The sequence below is a fragment of the Polaribacter staleyi genome (assembly GCF_038024045.1).
GTDB classification, from domain to species: domain Bacteria; phylum Bacteroidota; class Bacteroidia; order Flavobacteriales; family Flavobacteriaceae; genus Polaribacter; species Polaribacter butkevichii.
Genome location: NZ_CP150665.1, coordinates 1,621,780 through 1,635,520 on the forward strand (window position 1 = coordinate 1,621,780; position 13,741 = coordinate 1,635,520).

The following is a 13,741-nucleotide window of genomic DNA, read 5'->3' on the forward strand; positions in this document are numbered from 1 at the left end:
CCTATTTCTTTAAAGTTGCTATCCTTAACTTAGCGCTACGAGCCCTATTATTCAGCTTAATTTCTTGCAGAGTAGGCACTATCAATTTCCCTACTTTCTGCATTGGCTCATTACTTCGCCCAAAAACATCTTTCTCTAACTCGCCCTGAAACAAACCCGTTCTTATAAATCGTTTTACCAATCTATCTTCTAAAGAATGATAAGAAATAACACTTAACCTACCATCTTCTTTTAATAAATTAGGCATTTGCTCTAAAAACTCTTTTAAAACATCTAACTCCTCATTTACCTCTATTCTAATTGCTTGAAATATTTGCGCTATAATTTTATGTTCTTTTGCTTTTGGCAAATATTTTTGCAAAACTTGTCTTAACTGAAAACTAGTATCAATTTTTTCTTCTTGTCTTTTTTCAACTATCGTTTTTGCTATATTCCTAGAATTTCTCAACTCTCCATACAAAAACAATATTTCCGCTAACTTCTCTTCAGAATATTTATTAACAATTTCTTTTGCTGATGTTTTAGATTTTTGATTCATCCTCATATCCAAGTCACCATCAAATCGCGTAGAAAAACCTCTTTCCGCCTCATCAAACTGATGAGAAGAAACCCCTAAATCAGCCAAAACACCATCTACCTTTCTAACACCATGAAATCTTAAAAACCTTGAGATGTATCTAAAATTCTCTGGAATCAAAACAAAACGCTCATCATCAATAACATTAGCCAAAGCATCTGGATCCTGATCAAAACCAAACAACTTTCCGTTCTCTCCCAATCTCTTCAAAATTTCCCTTGAATGACCTCCACCACCAAACGTAACATCTACATAGATACCATCTTCTTTAATAGCTAACGCATCTACACTTTCTTGCAATAAAACCGGATTATGATAATTCATCTAATTCTGTATTTCCCATTACTTCCTCTGCCAAATCTGCAAAATCATCCGCAGCATCATCAATGGCTTTCTCATATTTGTCTTTGTCCCAAATTTCAATAATGTTGACAGATGACGACATAACAACCTGTTTCTTAATACCTGCAAACTCAAACAAATCTTTCGGAATTAGAATTCTTCCAGTCGCATCTAGCTCTACCATTTTTACTCCCGCCGTAAATCTTCTAATAAAATCATTATTCTTTTTATTAAACCTATTTAACTTGTTAATCTTTTGCATCATCAAATTCCATTCTTGCATCGGATACAACTCTAAACACGGCTGAAAAACAGCTCTCTTTACCACAAAACCATCTTGTAACACAGAACTCAGTTGCTTTTTAAAGGCTGATGAAAACATCAATCTCCCCTTAGCATCTGATTTACACTCATATGTCCCAATTAGGTTTATCACTCTAGTATATTGTTAATTGACATCAAAAATATGTAAATTTTACCACTTTTTACCACTTTTTACCACATTGTTAATAAATAACGTATTTGTTAACAAATCATTGCATTTAAAAACTGTTTATTTTAAAAATAGTAGTCTACGAAAACGATACCTATTTCACAAAAAAGGATTACATTTGCTTTTAAGCCAATTGAAAAAAATTAATGACTGACAAGTTAACAACGGAGGGGAAATTTACATATGCAGAAGCCGGAGAAGGACCTGCAATCATTATTTTACATGGATTGATGGGAGCTTTAAGTAATTTTGACTCAACATTTGATCATTTTTCTAATAATGGATACAAGGTTTTAATCCCTCAGCTACCTTTATACTCCTTACCCCTTTTAAAAACCAATGTTAAAAACTTAGCAAAGTTTTTAAAGGAGTTTTTAGAACATAAAAACATAAATAACGCCATCCTTTTAGGAAATTCTTTAGGAGGACATATTGCTTTATATTTTACAAAACAATACCCAGAAAAAGTAAGTGCTTTAGTACTTACAGGTAGTTCTGGTTTGTATGAAAAAGCAATGGGAGATAGTTTTCCTAAAAGAGGAAACTACGAATACATAGAGCAAAAAGCTAGAGAAGTTTTTTACGACCCAGCAATTGCCACCAAAGAATTAGTAGACGATGTTTACAGTACTGTAAACGACAGAATGAAAGCTTTAAAAACCTTATCTATTGCCAAAAGTGCAATTAGACATAATATGGCAAATGATTTACCAACCATGAAACATCCAACATGTTTAATTTGGGGTAAACAAGACGGAGTTACACCTCCTGAAGCGGCAGAAGATTTTCACAAACTTTTACCGAACTCAGACTTATTTTGGTTAGATAAATGTGGACACGCAGCAATGATGGAAAAACCAGAAGAATTTAACAAAGTCCTTCACAAATGGTTTATTGCTAGAAATATATAAATTTTATGAAAATTAGATCTGCAGAGTTTGTAATGAGCAACAGTAATGTTACAAATGCTCCTAAAGAAAGAATGCCAGAATATGCGTTTATTGGACGTTCTAACGTTGGTAAATCTTCATTAATTAATATGTTAATGGAACGTAAAGATTTGGCTAAAATTTCTGGAAAACCTGGTAAAACACAACTTATTAACCATTTTAAAATAAATGACGAATGGTTTTTAGTAGATTTACCTGGCTATGGATACGCCAAAGTTTCTAAAAAGAAAAGAACTATTTTTCAGTTTTTTATAGAAAACTACTTTAAAGAAAGAGAGCAATTGGTATGTACTTTTGTTTTAATTGACTCTAGACACGATCCTCAGAAAATCGATTTAGAATTCATGAAATTTTTAGGAGAAAACCAAATTCCGTTTTGCATTGTTTTTACAAAAGCAGACAAATTAGGAAGCTCTAAAATAAACAAACAAATTACTTCTTATAAAAAGAAATTACTAAACTCTTGGGAAACGCTTCCTACTTCTTTTATCACCTCTTCTAATACAGGATTAGGTAGAGAAGAATTTTTAAAATTTATTGATGGGGTAAATCAAGATGTTGCTAAAGATTTTAAATAAAATTTGAATGCATTCTACTAAAGAAAATCTACAAATTTTATTTGAAGACAACCATATTATCATTGTAAATAAACGCGCAGGCGATATTACACAAGGTGATAAAACAGGAGACAAACCTTTAAGTGATGTTGTAAAAGAATATATTAAAGACAAATACAACAAACCAGGCAACGTGTATTTAGGTGTTGTACACAGATTAGACAGACCCACTTCTGGTATTATTATTTTTGCCAAAACATCTAAATCTTTAGAGCGCCTTAACAAGATGCTACGAGAGAAAACCATTCACAAAACTTATTGGGCTGTTGTAAAAAATCATCCGAAGAAAGAAAAGGCTACCTTAATTAATTTCTTAAGAAAAAACCCAAAGAATAATAAGTCTACCGCATATCCTAAAGAAATTGAAGGAAGTAAAAAAGCCATTCTACATTATACTGTTCTTAAAAAACTAGACAACTACTCTTTAATAGAAGTAGATTTAGAAACAGGAAGACACCACCAAATTAGATCTCAATTAGCTAATATTGGTAGCCCTATAAAAGGAGATTTAAAATACGGATTTGACAGAAGCAATAAAGACGGAAGTATTCACTTACATGCCCGTAGAATTCAGTTTATACACCCTGTAACCAAAGAACAAGTCAACATTACAGCTCCAACACCTAAAGAAGTTATTTGGAACGCTTGTAACTAATTGCTATCTTTAAAGAATTAATTTTTCTTTATGAAGGAGCTAAAGCATTTATTAACCAATTCTTTACCCATAACTACTTACACTTTATACATTTATCAGGTTTTACCTGCATTCTGCTCTTCTTGTTAGTTTTTAGTAATAAATAAAAGAAATATAATTTATGGATATAATTAATATTTTACAAGCGCAAAGAAATTAGTTTGCAGCACAACAAACAAAAGATATTTCTTTTAGAAAAGAGTGTTTAAAAAAACTACAAAAAGAACTTATAAAAAGAGAACCTGCTATTATAAAAGCATTGTACGATGATTTTAAAAAATCTGAATATGAAGCCGTTTTAACAGAAACCTCTATTGTATTGTCTGAATTAAAAATGACAATCGATAAACTTACCTCTTGGGCAAAACCAAAAAGTGTTTTACCATCCCTTTTAAACTTCCCGTCTTCGGCAAAAATACACAAAGAACCTTATGGAGCCGTTTTAGTAATTGCTCCCTGGAACTATCCACATCAATTAGCTTTTGCCCCATTAATAGGCGCAATTGCAGCAGGAAACACCGTTGTTTTAAAACCCTCTGAACTTACACCAAACACAAGTGCAATTACCAAAGAAATAATTGAAGCCGTTTTTGATAAAAAACAAGTTGCAGTTATTGAGGGTGGCGTTGAAGTTTCTACAAAATTATTAGCACAACGTTGGGATTATATTTTCTTTACAGGAAGTGTTTTTGTAGGGAAAATTGTAGCAAAGGCTGCTGCAGAGTTCCTAACTCCTATTACCTTAGAATTAGGAGGTAAAAGCCCTTGTATTGTAGACAAAACAGCTAACATTAAATTAGCTGCTAAAAGAATTGTTTGGGGTAAATTTATTAACGGAGGACAAACTTGTATTGCGCCAGATTATTTATTAATACACACATCAAAAAAAGAAGAATTTGTTAATTACTTTAAAAACGAATTGATAAAAGCTTATGGAGAAAACCCCGAAACCTCAACAGACTTCCCAAGAATTGTAAACCTAAAAAACTTTCATAGACTTGCCTTAATGTTAGAAAATGAAAGTTTTTTAACAGGAGGAACAACCAACAAAGAAAATCTATTTATTGCTCCTACTTTAATTAACGAACCTTCTCTAAATAGCGAGGTAATGAAAGGCGAAATTTTCGGCCCAATACTCCCTGTAATTTCTTATGAATCTGAAGAAGAAATAGACAAAATTATTTCTAAATACGATAAACCACTTGCATTCTATTTTTTTTCTACGGATAAAAAAATCACTAAAAAAATGATTGCAAAATATTCTTTTGGTGGAGGAACAATTAATGACACAACTGTACATTTTGTAAATCACAGATTGCCATTTGGTGGTGTAGGAGAAAGTGGAATTGGTAGTTATCATGGTAAACTAACTTTCGAAACCTTTTCTCATAGCAAAGGTGTGGTTACCAAAGGTAATTGGCTAGACCTAACAATTAGATATGCTCCATACACTGATAAATTAAAAAAACTACAGGCATTATTAAAGTGGACTTAAATTTTATACAACCAGAATTATTAAAAGTGTAAAACAACGTCTAAACCTTTAGATAATAAACATTGGTAAACATTTAACAGAAATGAAGATCATTCCATCTGATAAAATTGAAATAGTAACGACTCTTTCAATGCAAGAAGCTAGAAAAATATTATCAGAAAACATTAGACCAAAAAAAATATTTAAATTTAGTTTTAACCAACCTCAAAAAAAGGAATTGTTTGAAGGAAACTTTGAACAAGATAATTTTAAAATACAGCGAATTATAACTGAGCGAAATTCTTTTCTACCTCAAATTAAAGGACAAATTCTACCGAGTATCAACGGAACTAGATTGGTTGCAGATTTAAAAATTCACTCTTCTGTAATTGTATTTATGCTATTTTGGTTGACTTTTGTTGGTTTTGCATTCATTACAGGAATCATTGGAGTCATAAACCAAGGAATTAACCCTTTATTTTTAATTGTTCCCTTAATTATGATTGGTTTCGGAATTGGATTGATTAATTACGGATTCAATAGTCAAAAAGAAAAATCAATAAATGATTTAAAGAAAATATTAAACGGACATACAAAAGCATAAAAACGCTTTACCCACAAAGAACAAAGTTATAATCATTATTCCTTAGGCTTCAAAATCAACACATTTTCACTTGCTTCAATTTCAGATTGATTCAGTCTCATCTTCACAAACTTTCCATCTAAATACTTTTGAGTTTGATCTTTATAATACTCACTAAATCTATTTCCAGATTGACCCGTAGGAATAATTGCCAAACTATTTTCGATATCAGAAAAATCGACAACTCTTCTTGTTGATGGCCCCGCAGTTACCTTATAATACCCTGTGCTATCTAGTTTAAAAATCTGATTGTTAATTACCTCATTCCCTCCAATAGTTTCAAACGGACCAACATTAAAAAAGGTACGCAACAATCCACCTGCTTTACCAATTGCATGTTCATATTCTACAGAAATAACACGATTCCAAGTCCAATCATCTACATTTTCTCCTAACTGATTTTGTAAAAAAGCAAAAGATTTTTTAAAGGATGTTAGAACAATTTCATTTTTAGTTTCAACTTTATTCTTTGTAGCAATATTATCCCACCAAACAGAATTCTCTCTATTTACTTGATTTGGTAAAACCTGATCTTGCAATTGAGAATTGATAAACAACTCGAAACTACCACCTAATTCATCTTGATAGGTTTCTTTTAAAAATTCATATAAAAATCGATTGTAAATTGTTGGTGCAACTGCCGTTTTTACATACGTTCCATCCCATTTCTCTAAAACTGAAAAAGCTTTTTTCTCTGATACTGTTAAAATAGACTTATCGATACTTTTTAACAAACTATAAATAATTTCTGGCACCGTAGCCGATGTTACATCATACGTCATATTCGCAATATCTTCTTTTGTAAAATCATCTTTTTTATCTAATAATTCTACAATTCTTCTAGCTCTATCTTGAGGTTGATAATAACCTGGATACAATTTACCTCGCACAGAATCTACTTGATTATTGGCAGAATACACGTAATTCCAACTCGGGTTAATTGCTTTCGGATTCTCTTCAAAGGGTAAATACTCAAGAATTTCATCTTCTCCAGAAGCTCCATTTAAATATGTTTTAGAAGACAAACCCTCTCTTAACGCATACAATTTAGCAGAAGAAAACCAAGCAATATTATCTTTAGCATCTCCATACATTACATTTAAACCAGGCGCATGAATTCTAGAAACCGATTTTTTAAAATCATTCATAGAACTTGCATGAGCCAAACCATAAGAAACATCTAGCATCTCATTTGGCAACTGTGTATAAATCCAATTCATAGCAATAGGTCTTTTATCTATTACATGCTCTATTAAACCATTCATTACAGGACCATGCTGACTTACTTTTACTTGAAAAGTAGTGTCTCTCTCATTTTTTACAGAAATGGTTTTACTCCTTAATTCATACGCTTTAAAACCATCAACTGTTTTATACTCTAAAGCATTATCAGGGCTATTTTCCTCCACATAAAAATTTAAATCGTCATTCGCTAACATGGTCAATCCGTACGCATAGTCTCTATTATGTCCCAACAAAGGAAACGGCATCAAGGCAATATTGAATCCATAAATCTCAAAATCGGGTGTTTTAATATGATTCTGATACCAAACCGAAGGTTGTGAATACGCAATATGCGGATCATTTTCAAAAATCACTTTTCCGTTTTTTGTTTTTTCTGCCCCAAGTACCCAAGAATTACTTCCTATAAAAGGAGACACAGGTAAATCGTCCATAATAGAAGCTACAGAATTAGAAATTGTCGCTTCTATTTTTGTAGGTACACTTGTTCTGTTAATGGTTAAATACTCACTATTAGCACTTAAAATTTCATCTAAATAAGAGCTTCCTAATTTTTCTTTTATTTCCGTTAATAAAGGATCTGTTTTATGCGCAACCGCAAAACTAAAAGACATGTATCCAAAAACATTGTAAATATCTTTTATAGTATATTTTTCTTTCTCTACTCCTACTAAAGTAAATTCTAAAGGCGTTTTTCCTTCTTCTATAAATTGATTTACACCATCTAAATAAGATTGCGTTAAAATATAAGAATCGGCCGTTTTATCTAAACCAGCAATGGTTTTTTCTGCAGCTTCCTCAATTCCTAATCCTCCAAAAAATTGATCTACCCTTACCAAATCTTTTCCAAAAATTTCAGACAATCTTCCGGCAGCAATTCTTCGCATTAATTCCATTTGCCATAATCTATCTTGCGCATGCAAATACCCTAAAGCAACATAGGCATCTTTTTGATTTTGAGCGTTAATATGCGGCACTCCAATAGCATCAAAATAGACGGTTACTTCATTAGAAAGGTTTTTCAATTCTAATTCTCCTGAATAATTTGGATGATATGTTTTAGAGTACAACCAAACAGAAACTGCGAGCAATACAACTAGAATTAACAGAATTCTTAAAAAACGTCTTAAAAACTTCATAAAATTGATTTTTATCAAAGATAACAGAATTATTATTTACGGATAACTACAAAGAAAATGAAAGACATTTTGTATTTTTGAGGTGCAAAATTTTTTATATGAAAAAAATTCAAATGGTTGACCTACAAGGTCAATATCAACAAATAAAAGAAGCTGTAAATACTTCTATAGAACAAGTTTTAAATACTTCAGCATATATCAACGGACCCTTGGTTCATGAGTTTCAAGCAGATTTAGAAAAATATTTAGGCGTAAAACACGTAATTCCTTGTGCAAACGGAACCGATGCATTGCAAATTGCAATGATGGGTTTAGGTTTAGAACAAGGTGATGAAGTGATTACCGCTGATTTTACTTTTGCTGCAACTGTAGAAGTAATTGCTTTGTTAAAATTAACACCAGTTTTGGTAGATGTAGATGCAGAAACATACAACATAGATATTGAAGCTTTAAAAAGAGCCATCACTCCAAAAACTAAAGCCATTGTACCTGTTCATTTATTCGGACAAGTAGCAAATATGGATGCTGTTTTAGAAATTGCAAAAGAGCATAATCTTTTTGTAATTGAAGATAATGCACAAGCAATTGGTGCTAATTACACCTTTAAAGACGGAACCAAAAAGAAAGCAGGAACTATCGGAAACGTAGGTACAACCTCTTTTTTCCCTTCTAAAAACTTAGGTTGTTATGGTGATGGTGGAGCCATTTTTACCAATGATGATGAATTAGCACATACCATTCGTGGAATTGTAAATCACGGTATGTACACACGTTATTATCATGATGTAGTAGGTGTAAACTCTCGTTTAGATTCTATACAAGCTGGAGTACTAAAAGCAAAATTACCACTTTTAGACACTTATTGTGAAGCAAGAAGAAATGCAGCTCGTTTTTACAACGAAGCACTTTCTGTTTCAGAACATATTATTACGCCAACAACAAGTGCTTGTGGAGAAATCTGTGACACTTGTGATTGCCATGTTTTTCATCAATATACATTACAAATTACAAATGGCAAAAGAGATGATTTACACAAACATTTGTTAGAACAAGGAATTCCGAATGCAATCTATTATCCAGTTGCACTGCATTCTCAAAAAGCGTATGCTGACGCCCGTTATAAAGAAAGTGATTTCCCTGTAACAAACGAATTGATAAAGACTGTAATTTCTTTACCAATGCATACAGAACTAGATAAAGAACAACTAACATTTATAACAAAAACGATTTTAGATTTCGTTAACTAAAACAACATAATGAAAAGAATATTAGTAACAGGAGGATTAGGTTTTATTGGTTCTCACACAGTAGTAGAGTTACAAAATGAAGGCTTTGAAGTAGTAATTATTGATGATTTATCTAATACATCTATCAATGTACTAGATAACATTACTTCTATAACAGGTGTTAAACCAGATTTTCATCAAATTGATTTAAGAATTAAAAGTGATGTAAAAAACTTTTTTGATAATAACAAAGTAGATGGAATTATTCACTTTGCTGCATTTAAAGCTGTAGGTGAAAGTATGCACAAACCTTTAGATTATTATGAAAACAATTTAGGTTCTCTTATCTATTTATTGCAAGAAATGAGAGACAGAAAATTAGACAATTTTATTTTCTCTTCTTCTTGTACCGTTTATGGGCAAGCAGATGAGTTGCCTATTACAGAAAACGCACCTGTAAAAGCTGCAGAATCTACCTACGGAAACACAAAACAAATTGGTGAAGAAATTTTAAGAGATGCTAGTAAAGCACACGGTTTAAATATTATTGCCTTAAGATACTTTAACCCAATTGGAGCGCATCCATCAATTAAAATTGGAGAATTACCTTTAGGGGTTCCTCAAAACTTAATACCTTATATTACACAAACAGCTGCAGGAATGCGTGCAGAATTATCTGTTTTTGGTGATGATTATGATACTGTAGACGGTACTGCAGTTCGTGATTATATTCACGTAGTAGATTTAGCAAAAGCACATATTGCAGCTTTACAACGTCTAATTAAAAAGAATAACAAAAAAGCATTTGAGTATTTTAATGTAGGTACAGGAAAAGGAAGTTCTGTTTTAGAAGTAATTAAAGCTTTTGAAAAAGCTTCTGGAAAACCATTAAACTATAAAATTGTTCCAAGAAGAGAAGGTGATATTACTGCTGCCTATGCAGATACTACCATAGCAAACAAAGAATTAAACTGGAAAACAGAACAAACTCTAGAAGAAGCATTAGCGTCTTCATGGAAATGGCAATTAGCTCAAAAATAAATTCAAAACTAAAAAACTCCAATTATTAAAATTGGAGTTTTTTTTTAGCATACTTTCTTTCAATAACCTTATTATTTATATTATTTCTTAAAGGTATTTTTTATGAAATTTTCAGGGAAACGCTATTTAGATTATTCATCATTTATTAAATTAACTTTCGGCGAAAGAGTTCAAAAAATATCATTAGACATTGGGTTTTCTTGTCCTAATAGAGATGGATCTAAAGGCTACGGAGGCTGCACCTATTGCAATAACAACACCTTTAACCCAGATTATTGCCAACCTACCAAAGGTATAAAACAACAGTTAGAAGAAGGAATTTCTAGATTTGCTACCAAATACAAAACACAACAATACTTAGCGTATTTTCAGGCATACACAAATACCTATTCAGATTTTGAATCGTTAAAACAAATGTATGACGAGGCTTTAAGCGTGCCAAATGTAATTGGTTTGGTTATTGGCACAAGACCCGATTGCATTTCTGATGAAGTTATCGATTACCTATCTTTTCTATCAAAAAAGCATTTTTTTTCTCTAGAATTCGGTGTGGAAAGCACCTTAAATAAAACATTAAAAAAAGTAAACAGATGCCATACGTATAATGACACAGTTGCTACTTTTAACAAATGTAAAAACAGAGGTTTTCATTTAGGTGCCCATTTAATTATGGGTTTACCAGGAGAAACCAAAGAAGACTTATTAAACCACGCTATTGAAATTTCTAAACTACCTATTGACACCTTAAAATTACACCATTTACAAATTGTGAAAAAATCGATTATGGCTTCTCAATACAATCGAAACCCAGAAGATTTTCAGCTTTTTACTCAAGAGAGCTATATTCAATTCATCACAGAATTCGTAGCATTATTAAGACCCGATATTGTGATAGAACGTTTTATCAGTCAAGCCCCTATTGACTTATTAATAGCACCAAAATGGAACGGACTAAAAAACTTTGAAATGGTTGCTAAAATTGACAAAAAAATGGAAGCGATAAATACTTGGCAAGGAAAGAAGTATAAATCCATTTCAATTAATAAATAGTTTTAAAATAAAGAAACAGATCCTTAGAAACATCAGCAACAAAAAAATTAGTTTGTTTCTAAATTTTTAAAAACCTAACTTCGTTAACTTCGTGTTTTGACCCCTATAAAACAAGAGTAATCTTTTAAATTTCGATTATTAATTAAGCTGTTAAATTTTTCATCATAATTAGATGTTTATCTGTATTCAATTTTTCCATTGGGGTTATACGTCCCAACAATCCGTGAAGTCTTCTATTGTTATAAAATTTCACGTATCGTTTTAATATTTGCTCTATTTCACCAAAATATTGATAGTCGAACCTTTTAAAAACTTCTTTTTTTAATATTCCGTGATACGCTTCTTTATGTGCATTTTCCTCAGGTGTTGCAATGTGTGTAAATTCTTGTTGTACTCCGATTAAACCTAAGTATTCACGTACTCTTTTAGCTATAAATTGGCTTCCATTATCACTTCTAATAACTACATTATTGGGGTAATCATAATCTTGAAACAACTCAGATAGTAATGTAATAACGTGATGCTGTTTAATGGTAAAAGAAAAATAGTCTTTTAGTATTCTACGAGTATGAACGTCTATGACCGAGAGTAAATAAGCATTCTTTCCTACACTTGGTATCCAAACCATTTTTATATCCATTTCCAGGCATTCTAAGGGCTTAGAAGTGTGAACTTTTCTGAACTTTACAAACTTGCGTCCTGAACCACTTCTATCTATCCTATTATCTAGTTTGAGTAAGCCTTCTTCTTTCATAATTCTATATAGTTTTTTATGATTTATAGTGTACCCCTCTCTTTTTAAATAGCTGGTCATTAATCGATAACCACAATCTATAAACTCATGCTGTAAAATTTCTTTTATAGCTGCAACTACATCGTTTTGTAATACAAAGCCTTTGGTCTTATGAAAAGTTTCTTTAGTTGGCTTATTTCCTTTTTTACCACCACTAGGTTCTCTGTAGTAACTACTCTCTACAATACCTACCATTTTTAGGATTTTTGTTTTGCTACACTTATATTTTTTATAAATTGCATTGACTAAATCTTTCTTGGATCGGACGTTCCAAACTTTTTTTTTAAAAGTTCTCGTTGTACTTCAAGCTCAATTTCTCTATCACTTAATAATTTTCTTAAAACTCGATTCTCTTCTTCTGCCTCTTTAAGTTCTTTACTCTTGGTATCATAAGTTACCTTCAAACCTGCTTCTCCTTTGTGCTCAAACTTCTTTCGCCAACTGTAAAATGTTCCAGTGCTTACACTGTATTTTCGGCAGGCTTCTACAATACCTATTTCTTCTGAAACTGATAGAATTTCTAACTTCTGTTCTAATGTCCATTTCTTGTATTTCATATCTCAAATATATTAGTTTTGAAATTTAAAATATCACTCCGAACTATTAAGGGGCTAAACTACTTCGAATATAAAACATTGAAACGATTGTATATTCATATAGTTACAAACAATTAAAAACGAAAATCATAAATGAAAAAAAACTTTTTGATTATTTTAATATTATTAGCTAATATTTCAATAAATGCTCAAACGACTGAAATAAATTTTGGTTTAAAATCAGGAATTAATATGTCAAAATATACACCAGATGTGTATGTTGGGAATTCCAGAATTGTAGAATATCAAGGAAAAATCGGATTTTATATTGGAGGTTATACAAATATAAAAATTTCTGAAAAATTTAGAATACAACCTGAATTACTTTTTTCTAACCAAGGAACAAAAAGAGTATTCGAAGATATTTCAGTATCTGACTCAAATGGAATTCATATAGGTGTTAGTGATATTGAGGAAACAATAAATGAATCTGTAATTTCTTTACCTATTATTTTACAATACTTTATTAATGATAAATTTAATTTAGAAGGAGGAATTCAATTAGGTTATGTGGTAAATAGAAAACAAGAAACTACAAAGGATCCTTTTGAGCTAAACCAAGGAAATAATTCCCAAAATAATAACACGAATTATGACAAATTTGATTTTGGGCTTAATTTGGGTTTAGGCTATAAAATACTTGAAAAAGTGAGAATAAATACGAAATTTTTTCTTGGACTTATTGAAAGAGACAATGCAATTAAACCTTCAATTTTCAGTTTAGGAATTGAATATGAAATATAAACTGTTTGTAACACCGTGTAAAAAAATTGCTTAATTTTAGCTTAACCAAAGTTTGTTGCATTTTTGTAAACTCCTATTTTCCTTCGGAAAATAGCCGTTCATTTTAATCGCAACTTTTCA

14 protein-coding genes are annotated in these 13,741 nt (G+C 31.3%); 9 read left to right on the forward strand and 5 right to left on the reverse strand.

Annotated elements, in window-relative coordinates:
• Position 1: 1 nt before the first annotated feature.
• Positions 2-901 (reverse strand): 16S rRNA (cytosine(1402)-N(4))-methyltransferase RsmH, encoded by a 900-nt coding sequence (rsmH, locus tag WHD07_RS07070; RefSeq protein WP_343330599.1) that lies wholly within the window; start codon positions 899-901, stop codon positions 2-4.
• On the reverse strand, positions 888-1,355 hold the full coding sequence (mraZ, locus tag WHD07_RS07075) for a division/cell wall cluster transcriptional repressor MraZ (RefSeq protein WP_105047708.1): 468 nt from the start codon (positions 1,353-1,355) through the stop codon (positions 888-890). Before mraZ ends, rsmH begins: the two co-directional genes overlap by 14 nt.
• Before the next feature lie 203 nt (positions 1,356-1,558).
• On the opposite strand from mraZ, the gene WHD07_RS07080 reads away from it, so the two are divergent.
• The 5 genes from WHD07_RS07080 to WHD07_RS07100 all read left to right on the forward strand — a co-directional run bounded on the left by WHD07_RS07080 (position 1,559) and on the right by WHD07_RS07100 (position 5,751).
• A complete protein-coding gene (locus tag WHD07_RS07080) occupies positions 1,559-2,323 on the forward strand; it encodes an alpha/beta fold hydrolase (RefSeq protein WP_105047707.1) in 765 nt (254 codons plus the stop codon).
• Between the two features lie 5 nt (positions 2,324-2,328).
• The gene (gene yihA, locus WHD07_RS07085; protein WP_105047706.1) at positions 2,329-2,940 is read left to right on the forward strand and encodes a ribosome biogenesis GTP-binding protein YihA/YsxC; all 612 of its coding nucleotides are present in this window, start codon (positions 2,329-2,331) and stop codon (positions 2,938-2,940) included.
• 7 nt (positions 2,941-2,947) lie between these two features.
• Entirely contained in the window at positions 2,948-3,634 is a 687-nt protein-coding gene (locus WHD07_RS07090) for an RluA family pseudouridine synthase (protein ID WP_343330600.1), read from the forward strand.
• Between the two features lie 223 nt (positions 3,635-3,857).
• Positions 3,858-5,168 carry an aldehyde dehydrogenase gene (locus WHD07_RS07095; protein ID WP_343330987.1) on the forward strand — a complete coding sequence of 437 codons (1,311 nt, stop codon included), beginning with the start codon at positions 3,858-3,860 and terminating at the stop codon, positions 5,166-5,168.
• Positions 5,169-5,250: 82 nt separating this feature from the next.
• Positions 5,251-5,751, forward strand: a complete 501-nt coding sequence (locus tag WHD07_RS07100; protein ID WP_343330601.1) for a hypothetical protein — start codon at positions 5,251-5,253, stop codon at positions 5,749-5,751.
• Between the two features lie 35 nt (positions 5,752-5,786).
• Here WHD07_RS07100 and WHD07_RS07105 read toward each other — a convergent pair whose 3' ends face one another.
• Positions 5,787-8,171, reverse strand: a complete 2,385-nt coding sequence (locus WHD07_RS07105; protein ID WP_343330602.1) for a penicillin acylase family protein — start codon at positions 8,169-8,171, stop codon at positions 5,787-5,789.
• A 98-nt stretch (positions 8,172-8,269) separates the two neighbouring features.
• Between WHD07_RS07105 and WHD07_RS07110 the strand changes: the two genes are divergently transcribed.
• The 3 genes from WHD07_RS07110 (at position 8,270) to WHD07_RS07120 (ending at position 11,488) form a co-directional block, all read left to right on the forward strand.
• Positions 8,270-9,418, forward strand: coding sequence for a DegT/DnrJ/EryC1/StrS family aminotransferase (locus WHD07_RS07110; RefSeq protein WP_105047701.1), 1,149 nt, complete (start codon positions 8,270-8,272; stop codon positions 9,416-9,418).
• Between the two features lie 9 nt (positions 9,419-9,427).
• Entirely contained in the window at positions 9,428-10,438 is a 1,011-nt protein-coding gene (galE, locus tag WHD07_RS07115) for a UDP-glucose 4-epimerase GalE (RefSeq protein WP_105047700.1), read from the forward strand.
• 102 nt (positions 10,439-10,540) lie between these two features.
• Complete coding sequence (locus tag WHD07_RS07120; protein ID WP_343330603.1) at positions 10,541-11,488, forward strand: TIGR01212 family radical SAM protein; 948 nt, start codon at positions 10,541-10,543, stop codon at positions 11,486-11,488.
• A 142-nt stretch (positions 11,489-11,630) separates the two neighbouring features.
• Here WHD07_RS07120 and WHD07_RS07125 read toward each other — a convergent pair whose 3' ends face one another.
• Complete coding sequence (locus tag WHD07_RS07125; RefSeq protein ID WP_343330988.1) at positions 11,631-12,518, reverse strand: IS3 family transposase; 888 nt, start codon at positions 12,516-12,518, stop codon at positions 11,631-11,633.
• 8 nt (positions 12,519-12,526) lie between these two features.
• Positions 12,527-12,838 carry a transposase gene (locus tag WHD07_RS07130; RefSeq protein ID WP_343328339.1) on the reverse strand — a complete coding sequence of 104 codons (312 nt, stop codon included), beginning with the start codon at positions 12,836-12,838 and terminating at the stop codon, positions 12,527-12,529.
• Positions 12,839-12,970: 132 nt separating this feature from the next.
• Between WHD07_RS07130 and WHD07_RS07135 the strand changes: the two genes are divergently transcribed.
• Entirely contained in the window at positions 12,971-13,621 is a 651-nt protein-coding gene (locus WHD07_RS07135) for a porin family protein (RefSeq protein ID WP_343330604.1), read from the forward strand.
• Positions 13,622-13,741 lie beyond the last annotated feature (120 nt).

What these genes read in the sequence shown, in the direction of transcription:
- WHD07_RS07110 (WP_105047701.1), top strand. Translation starts at nt 8,270, where the DNA reads ATGAAAAAAATTCAAATGGTTGACCTACAAGGTCAATATCAACAAATA.
- WHD07_RS07100 (WP_343330601.1), top strand. Translation starts at nt 5,251, where the DNA reads ATGAAGATCATTCCATCTGATAAAATTGAAATAGTAACGACTCTTTCA.
- yihA (WP_105047706.1), top strand. Translation starts at nt 2,329, where the DNA reads ATGAAAATTAGATCTGCAGAGTTTGTAATGAGCAACAGTAATGTTACA.
- galE (WP_105047700.1), top strand. Translation starts at nt 9,428, where the DNA reads ATGAAAAGAATATTAGTAACAGGAGGATTAGGTTTTATTGGTTCTCAC.
- WHD07_RS07135 (WP_343330604.1), top strand. Translation starts at nt 12,971, where the DNA reads ATGAAAAAAAACTTTTTGATTATTTTAATATTATTAGCTAATATTTCA.
- WHD07_RS07080 (WP_105047707.1), top strand. Translation starts at nt 1,559, where the DNA reads ATGACTGACAAGTTAACAACGGAGGGGAAATTTACATATGCAGAAGCC.
- WHD07_RS07105 (WP_343330602.1), bottom strand. Translation starts at nt 8,171, where the DNA reads ATGAAGTTTTTAAGACGTTTTTTAAGAATTCTGTTAATTCTAGTTGTA.
- WHD07_RS07130 (WP_343328339.1), bottom strand. Translation starts at nt 12,838, where the DNA reads ATGAAATACAAGAAATGGACATTAGAACAGAAGTTAGAAATTCTATCA.
- rsmH (WP_343330599.1), bottom strand. Translation starts at nt 901, where the DNA reads ATGAATTATCATAATCCGGTTTTATTGCAAGAAAGTGTAGATGCGTTA.
- WHD07_RS07090 (WP_343330600.1), top strand. Translation starts at nt 2,948, where the DNA reads ATGCATTCTACTAAAGAAAATCTACAAATTTTATTTGAAGACAACCAT.
- WHD07_RS07120 (WP_343330603.1), top strand. Translation starts at nt 10,541, where the DNA reads ATGAAATTTTCAGGGAAACGCTATTTAGATTATTCATCATTTATTAAA.